The organism is Streptomyces sp. NPDC020597, assembly GCF_044335095.1.
Taxonomy (GTDB): domain Bacteria; phylum Actinomycetota; class Actinomycetes; order Streptomycetales; family Streptomycetaceae; genus Streptomyces.
In genome coordinates, this window is record NZ_JBIRUL010000011.1 from 228,470 (window position 1) to 242,158 (window position 13,689).

Annotated in this window: 11 protein-coding genes and 1 pseudogene; 8 read left to right on the forward strand and 4 right to left on the reverse strand. The window is 72.4% G+C overall.

Features of this window, described 5'->3' with window-relative positions:
- Positions 1-6: 6 nt before the first annotated feature.
- Both ACH4ZA_RS21485 and ACH4ZA_RS21490 read right to left on the reverse strand, forming a co-directional pair.
- Positions 7-693 carry a glycerophosphodiester phosphodiesterase gene (locus tag ACH4ZA_RS21485; protein ID WP_319280355.1) on the reverse strand — a complete coding sequence of 229 codons (687 nt, stop codon included), beginning with the start codon at positions 691-693 and terminating at the stop codon, positions 7-9.
- Between the two features lie 111 nt (positions 694-804).
- Positions 805-1,999, reverse strand: a pseudogene (locus ACH4ZA_RS21490) (adenosine deaminase).
- Between the two features lie 305 nt (positions 2,000-2,304).
- On the opposite strand from ACH4ZA_RS21490, the gene ACH4ZA_RS21495 reads away from it, so the two are divergent.
- Positions 2,305-3,153, forward strand: coding sequence for a DUF4190 domain-containing protein (locus ACH4ZA_RS21495; RefSeq protein ID WP_319280360.1), 849 nt, complete (start codon positions 2,305-2,307; stop codon positions 3,151-3,153).
- Positions 3,154-3,298: 145 nt separating this feature from the next.
- On the opposite strand, the gene ACH4ZA_RS21500 is transcribed toward ACH4ZA_RS21495, so the two are convergent.
- A complete protein-coding gene (locus ACH4ZA_RS21500) occupies positions 3,299-3,859 on the reverse strand; it encodes an NADAR family protein (RefSeq protein WP_319280363.1) in 561 nt (186 codons plus the stop codon).
- A 222-nt stretch (positions 3,860-4,081) separates the two neighbouring features.
- Between ACH4ZA_RS21500 and ACH4ZA_RS21505 the strand changes: the two genes are divergently transcribed.
- The 7 genes from ACH4ZA_RS21505 to ACH4ZA_RS21535 all read left to right on the forward strand — a co-directional run bounded on the left by ACH4ZA_RS21505 (position 4,082) and on the right by ACH4ZA_RS21535 (position 11,854).
- Positions 4,082-5,596 carry a gamma-aminobutyraldehyde dehydrogenase gene (locus ACH4ZA_RS21505; RefSeq protein WP_398430972.1) on the forward strand — a complete coding sequence of 505 codons (1,515 nt, stop codon included), beginning with the start codon at positions 4,082-4,084 and terminating at the stop codon, positions 5,594-5,596.
- A gap of 55 nt (positions 5,597-5,651) precedes the next feature.
- Positions 5,652-6,899: a PotD/PotF family extracellular solute-binding protein gene (locus ACH4ZA_RS21510; RefSeq protein WP_398430974.1), complete on the forward strand. Its 1,248-nt coding sequence runs from the start codon at positions 5,652-5,654 to the stop codon at positions 6,897-6,899.
- Positions 6,896-8,056, forward strand: coding sequence for an ABC transporter ATP-binding protein (locus ACH4ZA_RS21515; protein ID WP_319280369.1), 1,161 nt, complete (start codon positions 6,896-6,898; stop codon positions 8,054-8,056). Before ACH4ZA_RS21510 ends, ACH4ZA_RS21515 begins: the two co-directional genes overlap by 4 nt.
- Before the next feature lies 1 nt (position 8,057).
- Entirely contained in the window at positions 8,058-8,987 is a 930-nt protein-coding gene (locus ACH4ZA_RS21520; protein WP_319280372.1) for an ABC transporter permease, read from the forward strand.
- Positions 8,988-9,788, forward strand: coding sequence for an ABC transporter permease (locus ACH4ZA_RS21525; protein ID WP_319280374.1), 801 nt, complete (start codon positions 8,988-8,990; stop codon positions 9,786-9,788).
- 43 nt (positions 9,789-9,831) lie between these two features.
- Complete coding sequence (locus ACH4ZA_RS21530) at positions 9,832-11,250, forward strand: NAD(P)/FAD-dependent oxidoreductase (RefSeq protein ID WP_398430977.1); 1,419 nt, start codon at positions 9,832-9,834, stop codon at positions 11,248-11,250.
- Between the two features lie 151 nt (positions 11,251-11,401).
- Positions 11,402-11,854 (forward strand): hypothetical protein, encoded by a 453-nt coding sequence (locus ACH4ZA_RS21535; protein WP_319280379.1) that lies wholly within the window; start codon positions 11,402-11,404, stop codon positions 11,852-11,854.
- Positions 11,855-11,923: 69 nt separating this feature from the next.
- Here ACH4ZA_RS21535 and ACH4ZA_RS21540 read toward each other — a convergent pair whose 3' ends face one another.
- Positions 11,924-13,606 (reverse strand): PucR family transcriptional regulator, encoded by a 1,683-nt coding sequence (locus ACH4ZA_RS21540; RefSeq protein WP_398430979.1) that lies wholly within the window; start codon positions 13,604-13,606, stop codon positions 11,924-11,926.
- Positions 13,607-13,689: the final 83 nt, after the last annotated feature.

Consider the following 13,689-nt stretch of genomic DNA (forward strand, 5'->3'; position numbering starts at 1 on the left):
GAGGGCTCAGCCCTCCTTGCGCAGCGCGGCCAGGAGGTCGATGCGGTTCGTGGTGATCGAGTCGACGCCCAGGCCGATGAGCCGGCGCAGGGAACGGCGGGTGTCAGGGGTCCACACGGAGAGCAGGCGGCCGTCCCGGTGGACGCGCGCGGCGAGCTCCCGGTCCACCAGGGAGAAGCGGTAGTTGAGCCAGCGCGGACCCACCGCCGCGAGCAGCGCGGGGCGCGGGGGCGCCAGGCTCGTACAGGTGAGCGCGATCTCGGCGGACGGGTCGGCGGCGCGCACGGCGAGCATCGCGACGGGGCCCGCGCAGTAGTACACCCGGTCCGCGGCCCCTGCCTCGCGCACGGCGTCGACGATCCGCCGTGCGGCGCCGACTTCGCGGGTGCCGGGCAGGTCGAGCATCACCCGGCTGCCCTCGGTCGCCGCGAGCGCCTCCCCGAGGGTCGGCACCGCGCCGGCCGTGAGCCCGCGCACCTCGGCCGCCGACAGCGAGGCCAGTGGACGGTCCTGCGCCCACAGCCGCTTCAGCGTCGCGTCGTGCAGCAGCACGGGCACGCCGTCCCTGGTGAGCCGTACGTCGCACTCCACGGCGTCCGCGCCCAGGTCGAGCGCGGAGCGCAGCGAAGCGATCGTGTTCTCACGGAGCCGGTAGGGGTCGCCGCGATGGGCCACGGCGGTCACGTTCTGCATGGGTCCATTGTGGCCGGACCCGGACCCGGACCGGGGGCTGTGCGGGACCCGTGCGGGGCCCTGCGCGGGAGTCGGCCCCCGGCCCGGGCCCGCAGGGGCGTGGCGCTCCGGTCAGGGAGCGAGCCACCCGGCGGTGTACGCGTCGATCTCGGTCCGCAGCCGGGCCTTCCCGGCCTCGTCCAGGAAGGCCGCCTCGACGGCGTTCCTCGCGAGATCGGCGACGCCCCGCTCGTCGAGGTCGAGCAGCCGGGCGGCCACCGCGTACTCGTTGTTCAGGTCGGTGCCGAACATCGGCGGGTCGTCGGAGTTGACCGTGACCAGGACGCCGGCCCGCACGAACTCCTTGATCGGGTGCTCGTCGAGGGTGCGGACCGCCCGCGTGGCGATGTTCGAGGTCGGGCACACCTCCAGGGCGATGCGGTGTTCGGCGAGGTGCGCGAGCAGCTTCTCGTCCTGCGCGGAGCTGGTGCCGTGCCCGATGCGCTCGGCGCGCAGATGCGTCAGCGCGTCCCACACCGTCTGCGGCCCGGTGGTCTCGCCGGCGTGCGGCGCGGACCGCAGCCCGGCGGCGATCGCCCGGTCGAAGTACGGCTTGAACTGCGGACGTTCCACACCTACCTCGGGCCCGCCGAGCCCGAAGGAGACCAGCCCCTCGGGGCGGATCCGGTCGTCGGTGGCGAGCCGCGCCGTCTCCTCGGCGGCCTCGAGACCCGCCTCGCCCGGGATGTCGAAGCACCAGCGCAGCACGGTCCCGAACTCCGCCTCCGCCGCCTTGCGGGCGTCCTCGATGGCGTCCATGAAGGCGCGTTCGTCGATGCCGCGCCGGGTCGAGGAGAAGGGGGTGACGGTCAGTTCGGCGTACCGCACCCGCTGACGGGCCAGGTCCCGGGCGACCTCGTAGGTGAGCAGCCGGACGTCCTCGGGGGTGCGGATGAGGTCGACGACGGACAGGTAGACCTCGATGAAGTGGGCGAAGTCCGTGAACGTGAAGTAGTCGGCGAGAGCCTCGGGGTCGGTGGGCACCTTGGAATCGGGGTGCCGGGCGGCCAGCTCTGAGACGATGCGGGGAGACGCGGAGCCGACGTGGTGGACGTGCAGCTCGGCCTTGGGCAGCCCGGCGACGAAGGCGTGCAGATCGCGGGCGCCGGTCGCCGCCGCGGCGGTGGGCCCTGCGGGCGCGCCGGAGGCCGGGGAGCCGGGAGCGGCTGCCGAGTGTGCGTCGAGGCGGTCGGTCATGGGGTCCTCCCCGGGACGGCGCCCCGGGCCCTGCATGGCCGGACGGGACGCGGGTGATCGGCTGATCGATGAGTCCCGGTCATCGTAGGGGGCGGCGCGGCGGCGCGAGGCGCGGAGGTGCGCGGGCGGGAGGTGCGGCCGCACGAGGCGCGGAGGTCGCGCCGGCGCGGGGATTCGGCGGCGCGGAGGTACGGAGGTTGCGGCGGCGTGGAGTGGTGCGAGGCGGCCTTCGGTCCCGCCGCGGGGTGCGGCCCGCTGCCGTCCCCGGCGGCCACGGGCCGTAGCATGACGGAACGTACGCAGGGTGGAACGGCGTACAGGTGACGGAACGCAGGGGCGGCCGCCCGGTCGGGCGGCGACAGAGGGGATCCACGCATGTCCGACGACGCGCCGACTCCGGCCGGTGACGACGCCCGCGACCCGTGGCCCGCCCCAGCCTCCGGCCCGACGGACGAACCGCGGGACGCGGAGCCCGGGGCGACGCCACGGGTGCCGTTGGGCAAAGCCGCCCCGGCCGGCGGTGCTCAGGGCGCTGCCGCGCCGCCCCCGCCGAACCCGTGGGCGGCGCCCGGCGGCGCGGCGCAGAGCGGCCCCGGCCACACCGTCGCCGCGAACGAACCGCAGGTCTCCGGCGCCGGCCCCGCCGGGCAGGGCCAGGCGCCGCCCTCTGTCCACGACCAGCGGACGATGACCTCGCTGCCCGGCGTGACGCCGCAGCCCTGGGCCGATCCCTTCGGGAGGCCGCAGCCGCACGGCACGCTCGGCGGCTTCCCGCCGCCGGATCCCGCCACGGCCGCGGGCGGCCCGCCTCCCGGCCACTACGCCCCTGCGGTCCAGGGCGGCCCGGTGCCTCCGCCGCCCATCGCCCCCGACGGGCCGGGGCAGATCCCGTACGGCTACCCCGGCGGCTACGGCTATCCGTCCCACCCGCACTACGGCGGAGTGCCCGGCCTCTACGGCTGGGCCGGCGGCGGGGTCGGGGACAACAACGGCACGGGCGTGGCCGGACTGGTGCTCGGAATCCTCGCCGCCGTCGTCTTCTGTCTGTGGCCGCTGGCCATCGTCTTCGGCATCCTGGGCATCGTGTTCGGCGCGATCGGGCGCGGGAAGGCCCGCCGGGGTGAGGCCTCGAACCCCGGTCAGGCGCTGGCCGGGATCATCTGCGGCGTGGTGGGCACGGTGCTGGCGATCGGCGTCGGCATCCTGGCGATCGTGGCCCCCTAGAACCCGCGGCAGAACACGCGGTGGAACACGCGGCCGGACCGGTGGACGTCCCCCGCCCGGCCCCGGCGCATTCCGGCCCGGCCCCGACGCCCCCGGTCCGGCGCCGGATTCCGGGCCACGCGTCTGCCGCGCCCTCCCCGGTGTCTCAGGCCCGGGTCAGCAGCCGCTCCCTGGCCTGCATCAGGGCGAAGCCCAGCAGGTTCAGGCCGCGCCAGCGCTCGGGGTCCGACGCGGCCGCGTCGCCCGCGGCCAGGCCGATGCCCCACACCCGGTCCATCGGGCTCGCTTCGACCAGCACCCTCGAGTGGGTGCCCAGCAGGAACGAGCTCAGCGCCGGGTCCGAGGCGAACTTGTGGACGCTGCCCTCGACGACGATCCGGAACCGCTCCCGCTCCCATGTCGCCTCGTCGAAGCCGCGGACCAGCCGCCCCTCCTTCTTCGCCTCGGCGGGCGACGTGGCGGCCAGCACCCGCTCCTTTGCCTCCCGGTCCTCGAAGAGCCGCGCTTTCGCGGCCATCATCCAGTGCTCCGCGGTCGCATAGCCGACGCCGTCGACCACGAACGGTGACGGCCACCACTGGCTGAGGCAGCTCGCGCCGATCCCACCGTCCGGTCGCGGCCGGTGGCCCCAGAAGTGCAGGTACTTGACTCCCACCCCCGACCGGACCGCCCTGACCAGCGACTCCCGGCTGTCGATCATCTCCATGCACCTGAGGATGGCACGCGCCACTGACAGAGCGTCCCGCCTTTTCCGGCGCGACTCGACACCTGGTCTACGCCCCGTCGACAGATTCCGTCGCGTAACCAAAAGGCAACAACGGAATCACTTGTTGGAGTGCCCTTGCTCTGTCAGGATCGGCAATCAAATCAGCCTGGAGCTACGCCACCCGCCCCCGCGCACAGCGGGGCGAAGGCGGAGGAGAGCGACATGCAGGACCGGTTCCCCGCACAGCAGCTGTTCGCGGAGGGCGCCCAGTACATCGACGGCCGCCTCGCCGGCGGCGACTCGGGGCGCGCCCACGCCGTGATCGACCCCGCCACCGGCGAGGAGGTCTACACCTACCACCTTGCGGGCACGGACACCGTCGACGCGGCCGTCGCCGCGGCCCGCGCCGCGTTTCCCAGCTGGGCGGGCGTCACGCCGGGCGAGCGTTCCGACGCGCTGCACCGTCTCGCCGCGGTGCTCGCCGACCGCGCCGACGACTTCGCCCGCGCCGAGTCCCTGCAGTGCGGCAAGCCGCTGAAGCTGACCCGGCAGTTCGACGTCCCCGGAACGATCGACAACACCGCCTTCTTCGCCGGCGCCGCCCGGCATCTCGCGGGCCAGTCCGCCGGCGAGTACTCGGGCGACCACACCTCGTACGTCCGCCGGGAACCCATCGGCGTCGTCGGCTCCATCGCGCCCTGGAACTACCCCCTCCAGATGGCGGCCTGGAAGATCCTCCCGGCGATCGCCGCGGGCAACACGATCGTGCTCAAGCCCGCCGAGCTCACCCCGCTCACCTCGCTGCTGTTCGCCGCGGCGGCGTCGGAGGCCGGAATCCCCGACGGCGTGATCAACATCGTCAACGGGACCGGACGGGAGGCGGGCGAGCGCCTCGTCGGCCACCCCGACGTCGTCATGACCTCCTTCACCGGCTCCACCGCCGTGGGCAGGCGGGTCGCGGAACTCGCCACCGCGACCGTCAAGCGGCTCCACCTGGAGCTCGGCGGCAAGGCGCCCTTCGTCGTCTTCGAGGACGCCGACCTGGAGGCCGCCGTCCACGGCGCGGTCGCCGGCTCGCTCATCAACACCGGGCAGGACTGCACGGCCGCCACGCGCGCGTACGTGCAGCGGCCTCTCTACGAGGCCTTCGTCGAGCGGACGGCCGCCCTGATGGAGACCGTGCGGGTCGGCGACCCGTTCGCCGCGGGCACCGACCTCGGCCCCCTCGTGTCGCACGCCCAGCGCGACCGGGTCGCCGCATTCGTCGACCGGGCGCGCGGCTACGCGCGCGTGGTGACGGGCGGCGAGGCGCCCCAGGGCGAGCTCAAGAACGGCGCCTACTATCTGCCCACCCTGATCGCGGACGCCGCCCAGGACAGCGAGGCGGTCCAGTCGGAGATCTTCGGGCCGGTGCTGGTCGTCCTGCCGTTCGACACCGACGAGGAGGGCATCCGGCTCGCCAACGACACCCCCTACGGGCTCGCGGCCTCCGCGTGGACCCGGGACGTCTTCCGGGCCAACCGTGCGACACGCGAGATCAAGGCCGGATGCGTGTGGATCAACGACCACATCCCGATCATCAGCGAGATGCCGCACGGCGGTTACAAGGCATCCGGCTTCGGCAAGGACATGTCAGCGTACTCGTTCGAGGAGTACACGCAGCTAAAGCACGTTATGTTCGATAACACGGCGGTGGCCCGCAAGCCCTGGCACCGCACGGTCTTCGGGGACTCATAAGCGACGACGAACGGCCGCAGACCACGGCCGGACCTCCCGAAAGGGCACCACGCGCATGCAGCAGTACGAGCCCGACCGCCCGAGCCCGGCCGAAACGGCCGCCGTGCGGCGCAGTCTCCGCAACGGCAGGGCGGCCATGACCCGCCGGTCGGTGTTGCGCACCTCCGCCGGCGGCGCGCTCGCCCTGGGCGGCCTCGGAGCGCTGGCCGGCTGCGGGATCCCCGCGGCTGGCAAGTCACAGGGCGGCGTCTCCGCCGACGACCACTCGGCGAAGGAGAAGGTAGTCAACTTCTCCAACTGGCCGGAGTACATCGACGTCGACGACAGCGGGAAGAACCGCCCCACGCTGGACGCGTTCCGCAAGCGGACCGGCATCACGGTCAAGTACACCGAGGACATCAACGACAACGACGAGTTCTTCGGCAAGATCCAGCCGCAGCTCGCCGCCGGCCAGGACACCGGCCGCGACCTCATCGTCCTCACCGACTGGCTGGCCGCCCGCATGATCAGGCTCGGCTACGTCCAGAAGCTGGACGCGTCGAACCTGCCGCACGCCTTCGCCAACCTGTCGGAGCAGTTCCGCAGCCCCGACTGGGACCCGGGCCGCGCCTACTCGTACCCCTGGCAGGGCATCTCGACGGTCGTCGCCTACAACAAGAAGGCGCTCGACGGCGTCGAGGTGAAGTCGGTCTCCGACCTGCTCGACACCCCGGCGCTCAAGGGCCGCGTCGGCCTGCTGACCGAGATGCGCGACACCGTCGGGATGACCATGCTCGACATGGGCAAGGACCCGGGGAAGTTCACCGACGACGACTACGACGCGGTCATCGCCCGCCTCCAGAAGGCGGTGGACAAGGGACAGATCCGGCGCTTCACCGGCAACGACTACACGTCCGACCTCAGCAAGGGCGACCTCGCAGCCTGCGTGGCCTGGGGCGGCGACATCGTGCAGCTCCAGGCGGACAACCCCGACGTCGCCTACATCATCCCGGACAGCGGCTACATGACGTCGACCGACAACCTGCTGATCCCCAACAAGGCGCGCCACAAGACGAACGCCGAGCGGCTGATCGACTACTACTACGAGCCCGAGCCGGCCGCCGAACTCGCCGCGTACATCAACTACGTGAGTCCGGTCGCGGACGTGAAACCGTACCTCGCCAAGATCGACAAGTCGGCGGCGGACAACCCGCTGATCCTTCCCGACAAGGCCATGCAGGCGAAGTCCCACGCCTTCCGCTCCCTGAGCTCGAAGGAAGAGGCCGCCTACCAGGCCAAGTTCGCAAAGCTCACTGGGGCGTGACGACGATGAAGACGACCGACAGCGGCAGCGGCGACGTCCGCCTCACCGGCATCAGCAAGACCTACGGCTCCTTCACCGCCGTGCACCCGCTGGACCTGACCGTCCCGCAGGGCTCCTTCTTCGCCCTGCTCGGTGCGTCCGGCTGCGGCAAGACCACCACCCTGCGCATGATCGCCGGCCTGGAGGAACCGTCCACCGGGACCGTCCACCTCGGCGACCACGACGTCACGGCGCTCCCGCCCTACAAGCGGCCCGTGAACACCGTGTTCCAGTCCTACGCCCTCTTCCCGCACCTCGACATCTTCGAGAACGTCGCCTTCGGCCTGCGCCGGCGCGGCATCAAGAGCGTGAAGAAGCAGGTCGAGGACATGCTGGAGCTCGTCCAGCTCGGGGAGCAGGCCCGCAAGAAGCCCCACCAGCTCTCCGGCGGCCAGCAGCAGCGCGTCGCGGTCGCCCGCGCCCTGATCAACCACCCCAAGGTGCTGCTGCTCGACGAGCCGCTCGGCGCCCTCGACCTCAAGCTGCGCCGCCAGATGCAGCTGGAGCTCAAGCGCATCCAGACCGAGGTCGGCATCACCTTCGTGCACGTCACGCACGACCAGGAGGAGGCCATGACGATGGCCGACACGGTCGCGGTGATGAACGGGGGCCGCGTCGAACAGCTCGGCTCCCCGGCCGACCTCTACGAGAACCCGCACACCACGTTCGTCGCCAACTTCCTCGGCACCTCCAACCTGATCGAGGCCGAGGTGGACTCCAGGGCCGGTGACGACATCGTGCTCAAGGCGGGCGACGGCAAGCTCGTGCTGCCCGTGGCGCGCTGCTCCGCACCCACCGCGAACGGCGGCCGGGTACTGGTCGGCGTACGCCCCGAGAAGATCTCCCTGACCCACGCCGACGACGCCGGCGAGATCCCCGAGGGCCGCAACCGGATCACCGGGAAGATCGCCGACTCCTCCTTCATCGGCGTGTCCACCCAGTACGTGATCGACAGCTCGGTCTGTCCGGAGTTCGAGGTCTACGCCCAGAACGTCGACCGCGACGCCCGGCTCGTCCCCGGCGCCGACGTGGTCCTGCACTGGAGCCCGGTCCACACCTTCGGCCTGGACGCCGCGCAGGACATCGAGGCCGGCATCCAGGAAGAGACGGCGGTCTGAGATGGCGACGCTCACCGGGGCGCCCCCGCCTCTCTCCCCGACCGCGCCGACGAAGAAGCCGCCCCGCAGACGCGGCCGTCTGACGCCGTACTGGCTGCTGCTGCCCGGCCTGCTCTGGCTGGTCGTGTTCTTCGCCCTGCCGATGATCTACCAGGCCTCCACGTCCGTGCAGACGGGCTCCCTGGAGGAGGGCTACAAGGTCACCTGGCACTTCGCGACCTACTGGGACGCCCTCGGCGCGTACTGGCCGCAGTTCCTGCGCTCGGTCCTCTACGCGGGCGCCGCCACGATCCTGTGCCTGGCGCTCGGCTACCCGCTGGCCTACCTGATCGCCTTCCGGGCCGGCCGCTGGCGCAACCTGATCATGATCCTGGTGATCGCGCCGTTCTTCACCAGCTTCCTGATCCGCACCCTCGCCTGGAAGACCATCCTCGCGGACGGCGGCCCCGTCGTCGGCGCCCTGAACACACTGCACGTCCTCGACGTCACCAGCTGGCTCGGCTGGACGTCGGGCGACCGCGTCCTCGCCACGCCCCTCGCGGTGGTCTGCGGTCTGACGTACAACTTCCTGCCGTTCATGATCCTTCCGCTGTACTCCTCGCTGGAGCGCATCGACGGACGGCTGCACGAGGCGGCGGGCGACCTGTACGCCCGGCCGGCCACCGTCTTCCGCAAGGTCACCTTCCCGCTGTCGATGCCGGGCGTGGTCTCCGGCACCCTGCTCACCTTCATCCCGGCGGCCGGCGACTACGTCAACGCGGAACTCCTCGGCTCGACCGACACCCGCATGATCGGAAACGTCATCCAGACGCAGTTCCTGCGCGTGCTGGACTATCCGACGGCGGCGGCCCTCTCCTTCATCCTCATGGCCGCGATCCTCTTCATGGTCACCTTCTACATCCGCAGGTCGGGGACGGAGGATCTGGTCTAAATGCCCCTCGTCAACTGGCTCAAGCGCCATTTCGTGGTCATCGCGGGACTCCTCACGCTCGGCTATCTCCTCCTGCCGAACGTCGTCGTCACCGTGTTCTCCTTCAACAAGCCGAAAGGCCGCTTCAACTACGAGTGGCAGCAGTTCTCCACCGACGCCTGGCAGGACCCCTGCGGGGTCGCGGGCCTGTGCGGCTCACTGTCGCTCAGCCTCCAGATCGCGATCTGGGCGACCCTCGGCGCCACCCTTCTCGGCACGATGATCGCCTTCGCGCTGGTCCGCTACCGCTTCCGCGCGCGGGGCGCCGTGAACTCGCTGATCTTCCTGCCGATGGCGATGCCCGAGGTCGTCATGGCCGCCTCGCTGCTCACCCTCTTCCTCAACCTGGGCGCGCAGCTGGGGTTCTGGACGATCCTCATCGCGCACATCATGTTCTGCCTGAGCTTCGTCGTGACGGCGGTCAAGGCGCGCGTCATGTCGATGGACCCCCGGCTGGAACAGGCCGCCCAGGACCTCTACGCCGGGCCGGCGCAGACGTTCCTGCGCGTCACCCTGCCCATCGCGGCCCCCGGGATCGCCGCGGGCGCGCTGCTCGCCTTCGCGCTCTCCTTCGACGACTTCATCATCACCAACTTCAACGCGGGCTCGACCGTCACCTTCCCCATGTTCGTGTGGGGCTCGGCGCAGCGCGGAACGCCCGTCCAGATCAACGTCATCGGCACGGCCATGTTCCTGGTCGCCGTCCTGTTGGTGCTGACGTCGATGATCGTCGGCAGCCGCCGCAACAAGCAGAAGGCATAAGGCACAGAGCCCGAAGCCGCCAGGCCCGTAGGGAGTTGACATCATGGCCGCAGGCGCCATGAACCGGTGGATCACTTCTCTTTCCGACGCACAGCCGGTCCCGTACTGGCTGGAAGACCCGGGCAGGCCCCGTCCCGAACCCGCGCTCACCGGCCCCGAGACCTGCGATCTGCTGGTCGTCGGGGGCGGGTACAGCGGACTGTGGACCGCTCTCGTCGCCAAGGAGCGCGACCCGCAGCGGGACGTGGTGCTGCTGGAGGGCCGCGAGGTGGGCTGGGCCGCCTCGGGCCGCAACGGAGGGTTCTGCGCGGCCTCCCTCACCCACGGGCTGCCCAACGGGCTGGCCCGCTGGCCGGACGAGATCCACCGGCTGGAGGACCTGGGGATGCGCAACCTCGACGCGATCGAGACGGCGATCGCCCGGCACGGGATCGACTGCGACTTCGAGCGCACCGGCGAGATCGACGTCGCCACCGAGGAGTACCAGGCCCGGGAACTGCGCGACTGGTACGGGGAACTCGAGAGCAGGGGCCTCGCCGACGGCATCGAGTTCCTCGACGCGGACGCGGTGCGCGAGCAGGTCGCCTCGCCCACCTTCCTCGCGGGCCTGCACGACCGGCGGGGCGTGGCCATGCTGCACCCCGCCAAGCTCGTCTGGGGCCTGAAGCAGGCGTGCGCGCGCCTCGGCGTGCGGGTGTACGAGCACACGCCCGCGCTGGACCTGAAGCCGTACGGGGCGGGGACGGCCGTCCGCACGCCGTACGGCCAGGTCCGCGCCCGGCAGGTGGCCCTGGGCACGAACATCTTCCCGAACCTGGTCAGGCGCGTGCGGGCGTACACCGTCCCGGTCTACGACTACGCGCTGATGACCGAACCGCTGACCCCGGCGCAGCTCGACTCGATCGGCTGGAAGAACCGGCAGGGACTCGGGGACAGCGCCAACCAGTTCCACTACTTCCGGCTGTCCGCCGACAACCGGATCCTGTGGGGCGGGTACGACGCCGTCTACCCCTACGGGGGCCGGGTGCGGGCGGAGTACGACGACCGGCCCGAGACGTACGCCAAGCTCGCCGGGCACTTCTTCACCTGCTTCCCGCAGCTGGAGGGCGTCCGCTTCACCCACGCGTGGGGCGGGGCGATCGACACGTGCTCGCGCTTCTCGGCGTTCTTCGGCACCGCGCACCAGGGGAAGGTGGCCTATGCGGCCGGCTACACCGGCCTGGGCGTCGGCGCGACCCGGTTCGGCGCGGAGGTGATGCTCGACCTGCTGGCGGGGGAGAGCACCGAGCGGACACGGCTGGAGATGGTCCGCAGGAAACCGCTGCCCTTCCCGCCCGAGCCCTTCGCCTGGACCGGCATCGCGCTCACCAAGTGGTCCCTGGCCCGCGCCGACGCGCACGGCGGCCGGCGCAATCTGTGGCTGAGGACCATGGACCGACTGGGCCTCGGCTTCGACAGCTGAGCCTCTCCGTCGCGGCCCGCGGGGGCCGGTTCGCGGGGTGTGGGCCGGTTCACTCGAACGAGTGGTCCGAACCCGCGTAATGCTCGGTGCCGACCCCCCTCTCCCCCTTGTGGACGCGACCGCGTTCCACGAGCGAAAGGGAGGTCCTCACATGGCTGGGGCGAAGACGGCGGTCGACTGGCTGGCATCCGTCGCACCGGATCCCGAGGCATGTCGCTGGGAATGGGAGCGCAACCCGCTCGGGGTGGCGCTGCTGCCCGCGGGCCGGGCCTGGGACGTGCTCATCCTGCCGGGCACGCTCGGCTATCCCACCCTCGACGTGCTGACCCGCATCCTCGACCGGCCGGGCCCGGTGCTCGTCGACTTCGGCGACGACCGCATGGGGTTCTTCGTCGCGCCGGGGACGGCGGCGCGCTGGCTCGGCACCGGCATCCGCACCGCGGGCGCCGGCACCTGGATCGTCGTGCCGCATCCGGGCCGCTCCGCCAGGGGAGTCCGCTGGCTGGTGACGCCGGACGGCTCCGGCACGCTGACCGACGCGGCGCTCCTGGAACTGGCGATGCACGAGGCGGCGGCGGGACTGGCCGCCGGAGAGGACGGCTGACCGGCCGGCCGCCCGGGGGCAGCGCCGCGGCGCACGGGGCCGGGAGCGGCGTCGCCCGCGGCGGAGCGTTCAGTCCGTCGACGTCGCCTTCAGGGCCAGCCACAGCTCCATCCGGACGTCCGGGTCGTCCAGGGAGCGGCCGAGGATCTCCTCCACCCGGCGCATGCGGTAGCGCAGGGTGTGGCGGTGGACGCCCAGGTCGGCCGCCGCCGCGTCCCACTGTCCGTGGCGGGAGAGCCAGGCCCGCAGGGAGGCCACCAGATCGCCGCGGCCGGTCGCGTCGTGCTCGTGCAGGGCGCGCAGCAGACTGTCCGCGAACGCCTTCACCGCGTCGTCCGCGAGCAGCGGCAGCACCGAACCCGCCGCCAGCCGCTCGTGCTCCACGAACACCCGGCCCCGGCGACGCGCCACGGACAGGGCCTGTTCCGACTGTCTGTAGGCGGCCGCCGCCGCGATCGGTCCGGCCGGCGCCGACAGGCCCACCACGAGCTCGCCCCCCGGGCCGGCCTCGGCACCGCCGCCCCCCTCCGCCCGGGCGGCCTCCAGCGCCGTCGCGTACCGCGCGCACGCCGACACGGCCGCGCCGCCGTCCGTGACCAGCGCCACCAGCCGCTCGCCCTCGGGCACCACGAGCACCGCCTCACCGGCCCGGGCGGCCGCCGACTCGAGGGCCTCGACAAGACCGCCGAACGGCTCCCCGGCCGTGTCGGACGCGGCCGGCGACCGGGCAGCGAGCGGGCCGTGCCCCGGCCCCTCCGGATGCGTCCGCGCCACGGGGGCCGGCGCCGACTCGGCGACGATCACGCGGAAGGGGACGTCGAGCAGATCGCCGTACAGGTGCCCGGCGACGGCCCGCGCGTGGTCCGGTTCGCCCGCCAGCAGCATCCGCAGCACCGCCGCGCCGATCCGCTGCTGCGCCGTGTACAGCGAGCGCGAGCGTTCCGTGGTGAGGGTCAGCAGCGCGATGGCCGAGTGGACGGCGTACCGCTCGGCGGTCCCGAGGGCCGCGGCGGTGCCGACGGCGAGCGCCGCGCGAGGGCGGCGCCCGGTGCCCAGCGAGTGCAGTTCGACCCGGTCGTCGAGGCGGCCCCCGGACTCGGCCTGCTCCGGGCCGCCGCCGCCCACCACCGCCGAGGCCGGGGCCGGCCGCTCCCGCAGCCGCTCCACCTCCGCCGTGAGCCGGGCGGCCCGCCGGGCGGCCCACTCGGGTGCGGCCGCCACCACGGCGCCCGACGCGTCGTACAGCGCCGCCCATCCGTCGACCTGGGCGGCGAGCGCGCGGAGCAGTCCCTCGGCGCCGTCCGAGAGGGCCTGCTTCGTCAGCTCGCGCTGAGCCGCGAACCCGGCGGTCACCGCCCGGTACTGGTCGGCCGCGATCGCCGCCGACACCGCCTTGCTGATGGCGAGGAAGGGCGTGCGGCGCGGCACCTCCAGCAGCGGCAGGTTCTCCTCCGTCGCCGCGTCCACCAGCGCCTGCGGGATCTCGTCGTAGTTGACGCCGACGGCGAAGCCGAGCCCGACCACGCCCGCCTTCGACAGCCGCCGCACATAGCGCCGCATCGCCTCCGGGTCCGCCGCGTCCAGCTTGAGCGCGGTGATCAGCAGCAGTTCCCCGCCCTCCATGTACGGCACGGGGTCGGCGAGCTCGCTGACGTGCGCCCAGCGCACCGGCACGTCCAGACGGTCCTCGCCCGCCCGCACGGTGAGCTTCAGCGCGGAATGGTGGACGAGCGACGCGAGGGTGGGAGGCATGGGGCCTTCAGATCGGGGGAGAGGGGCAGCGTTGGCCGCTTCGTATGAAGGATCTGTGTCGATTCTGCCTCACCGTACGGTCC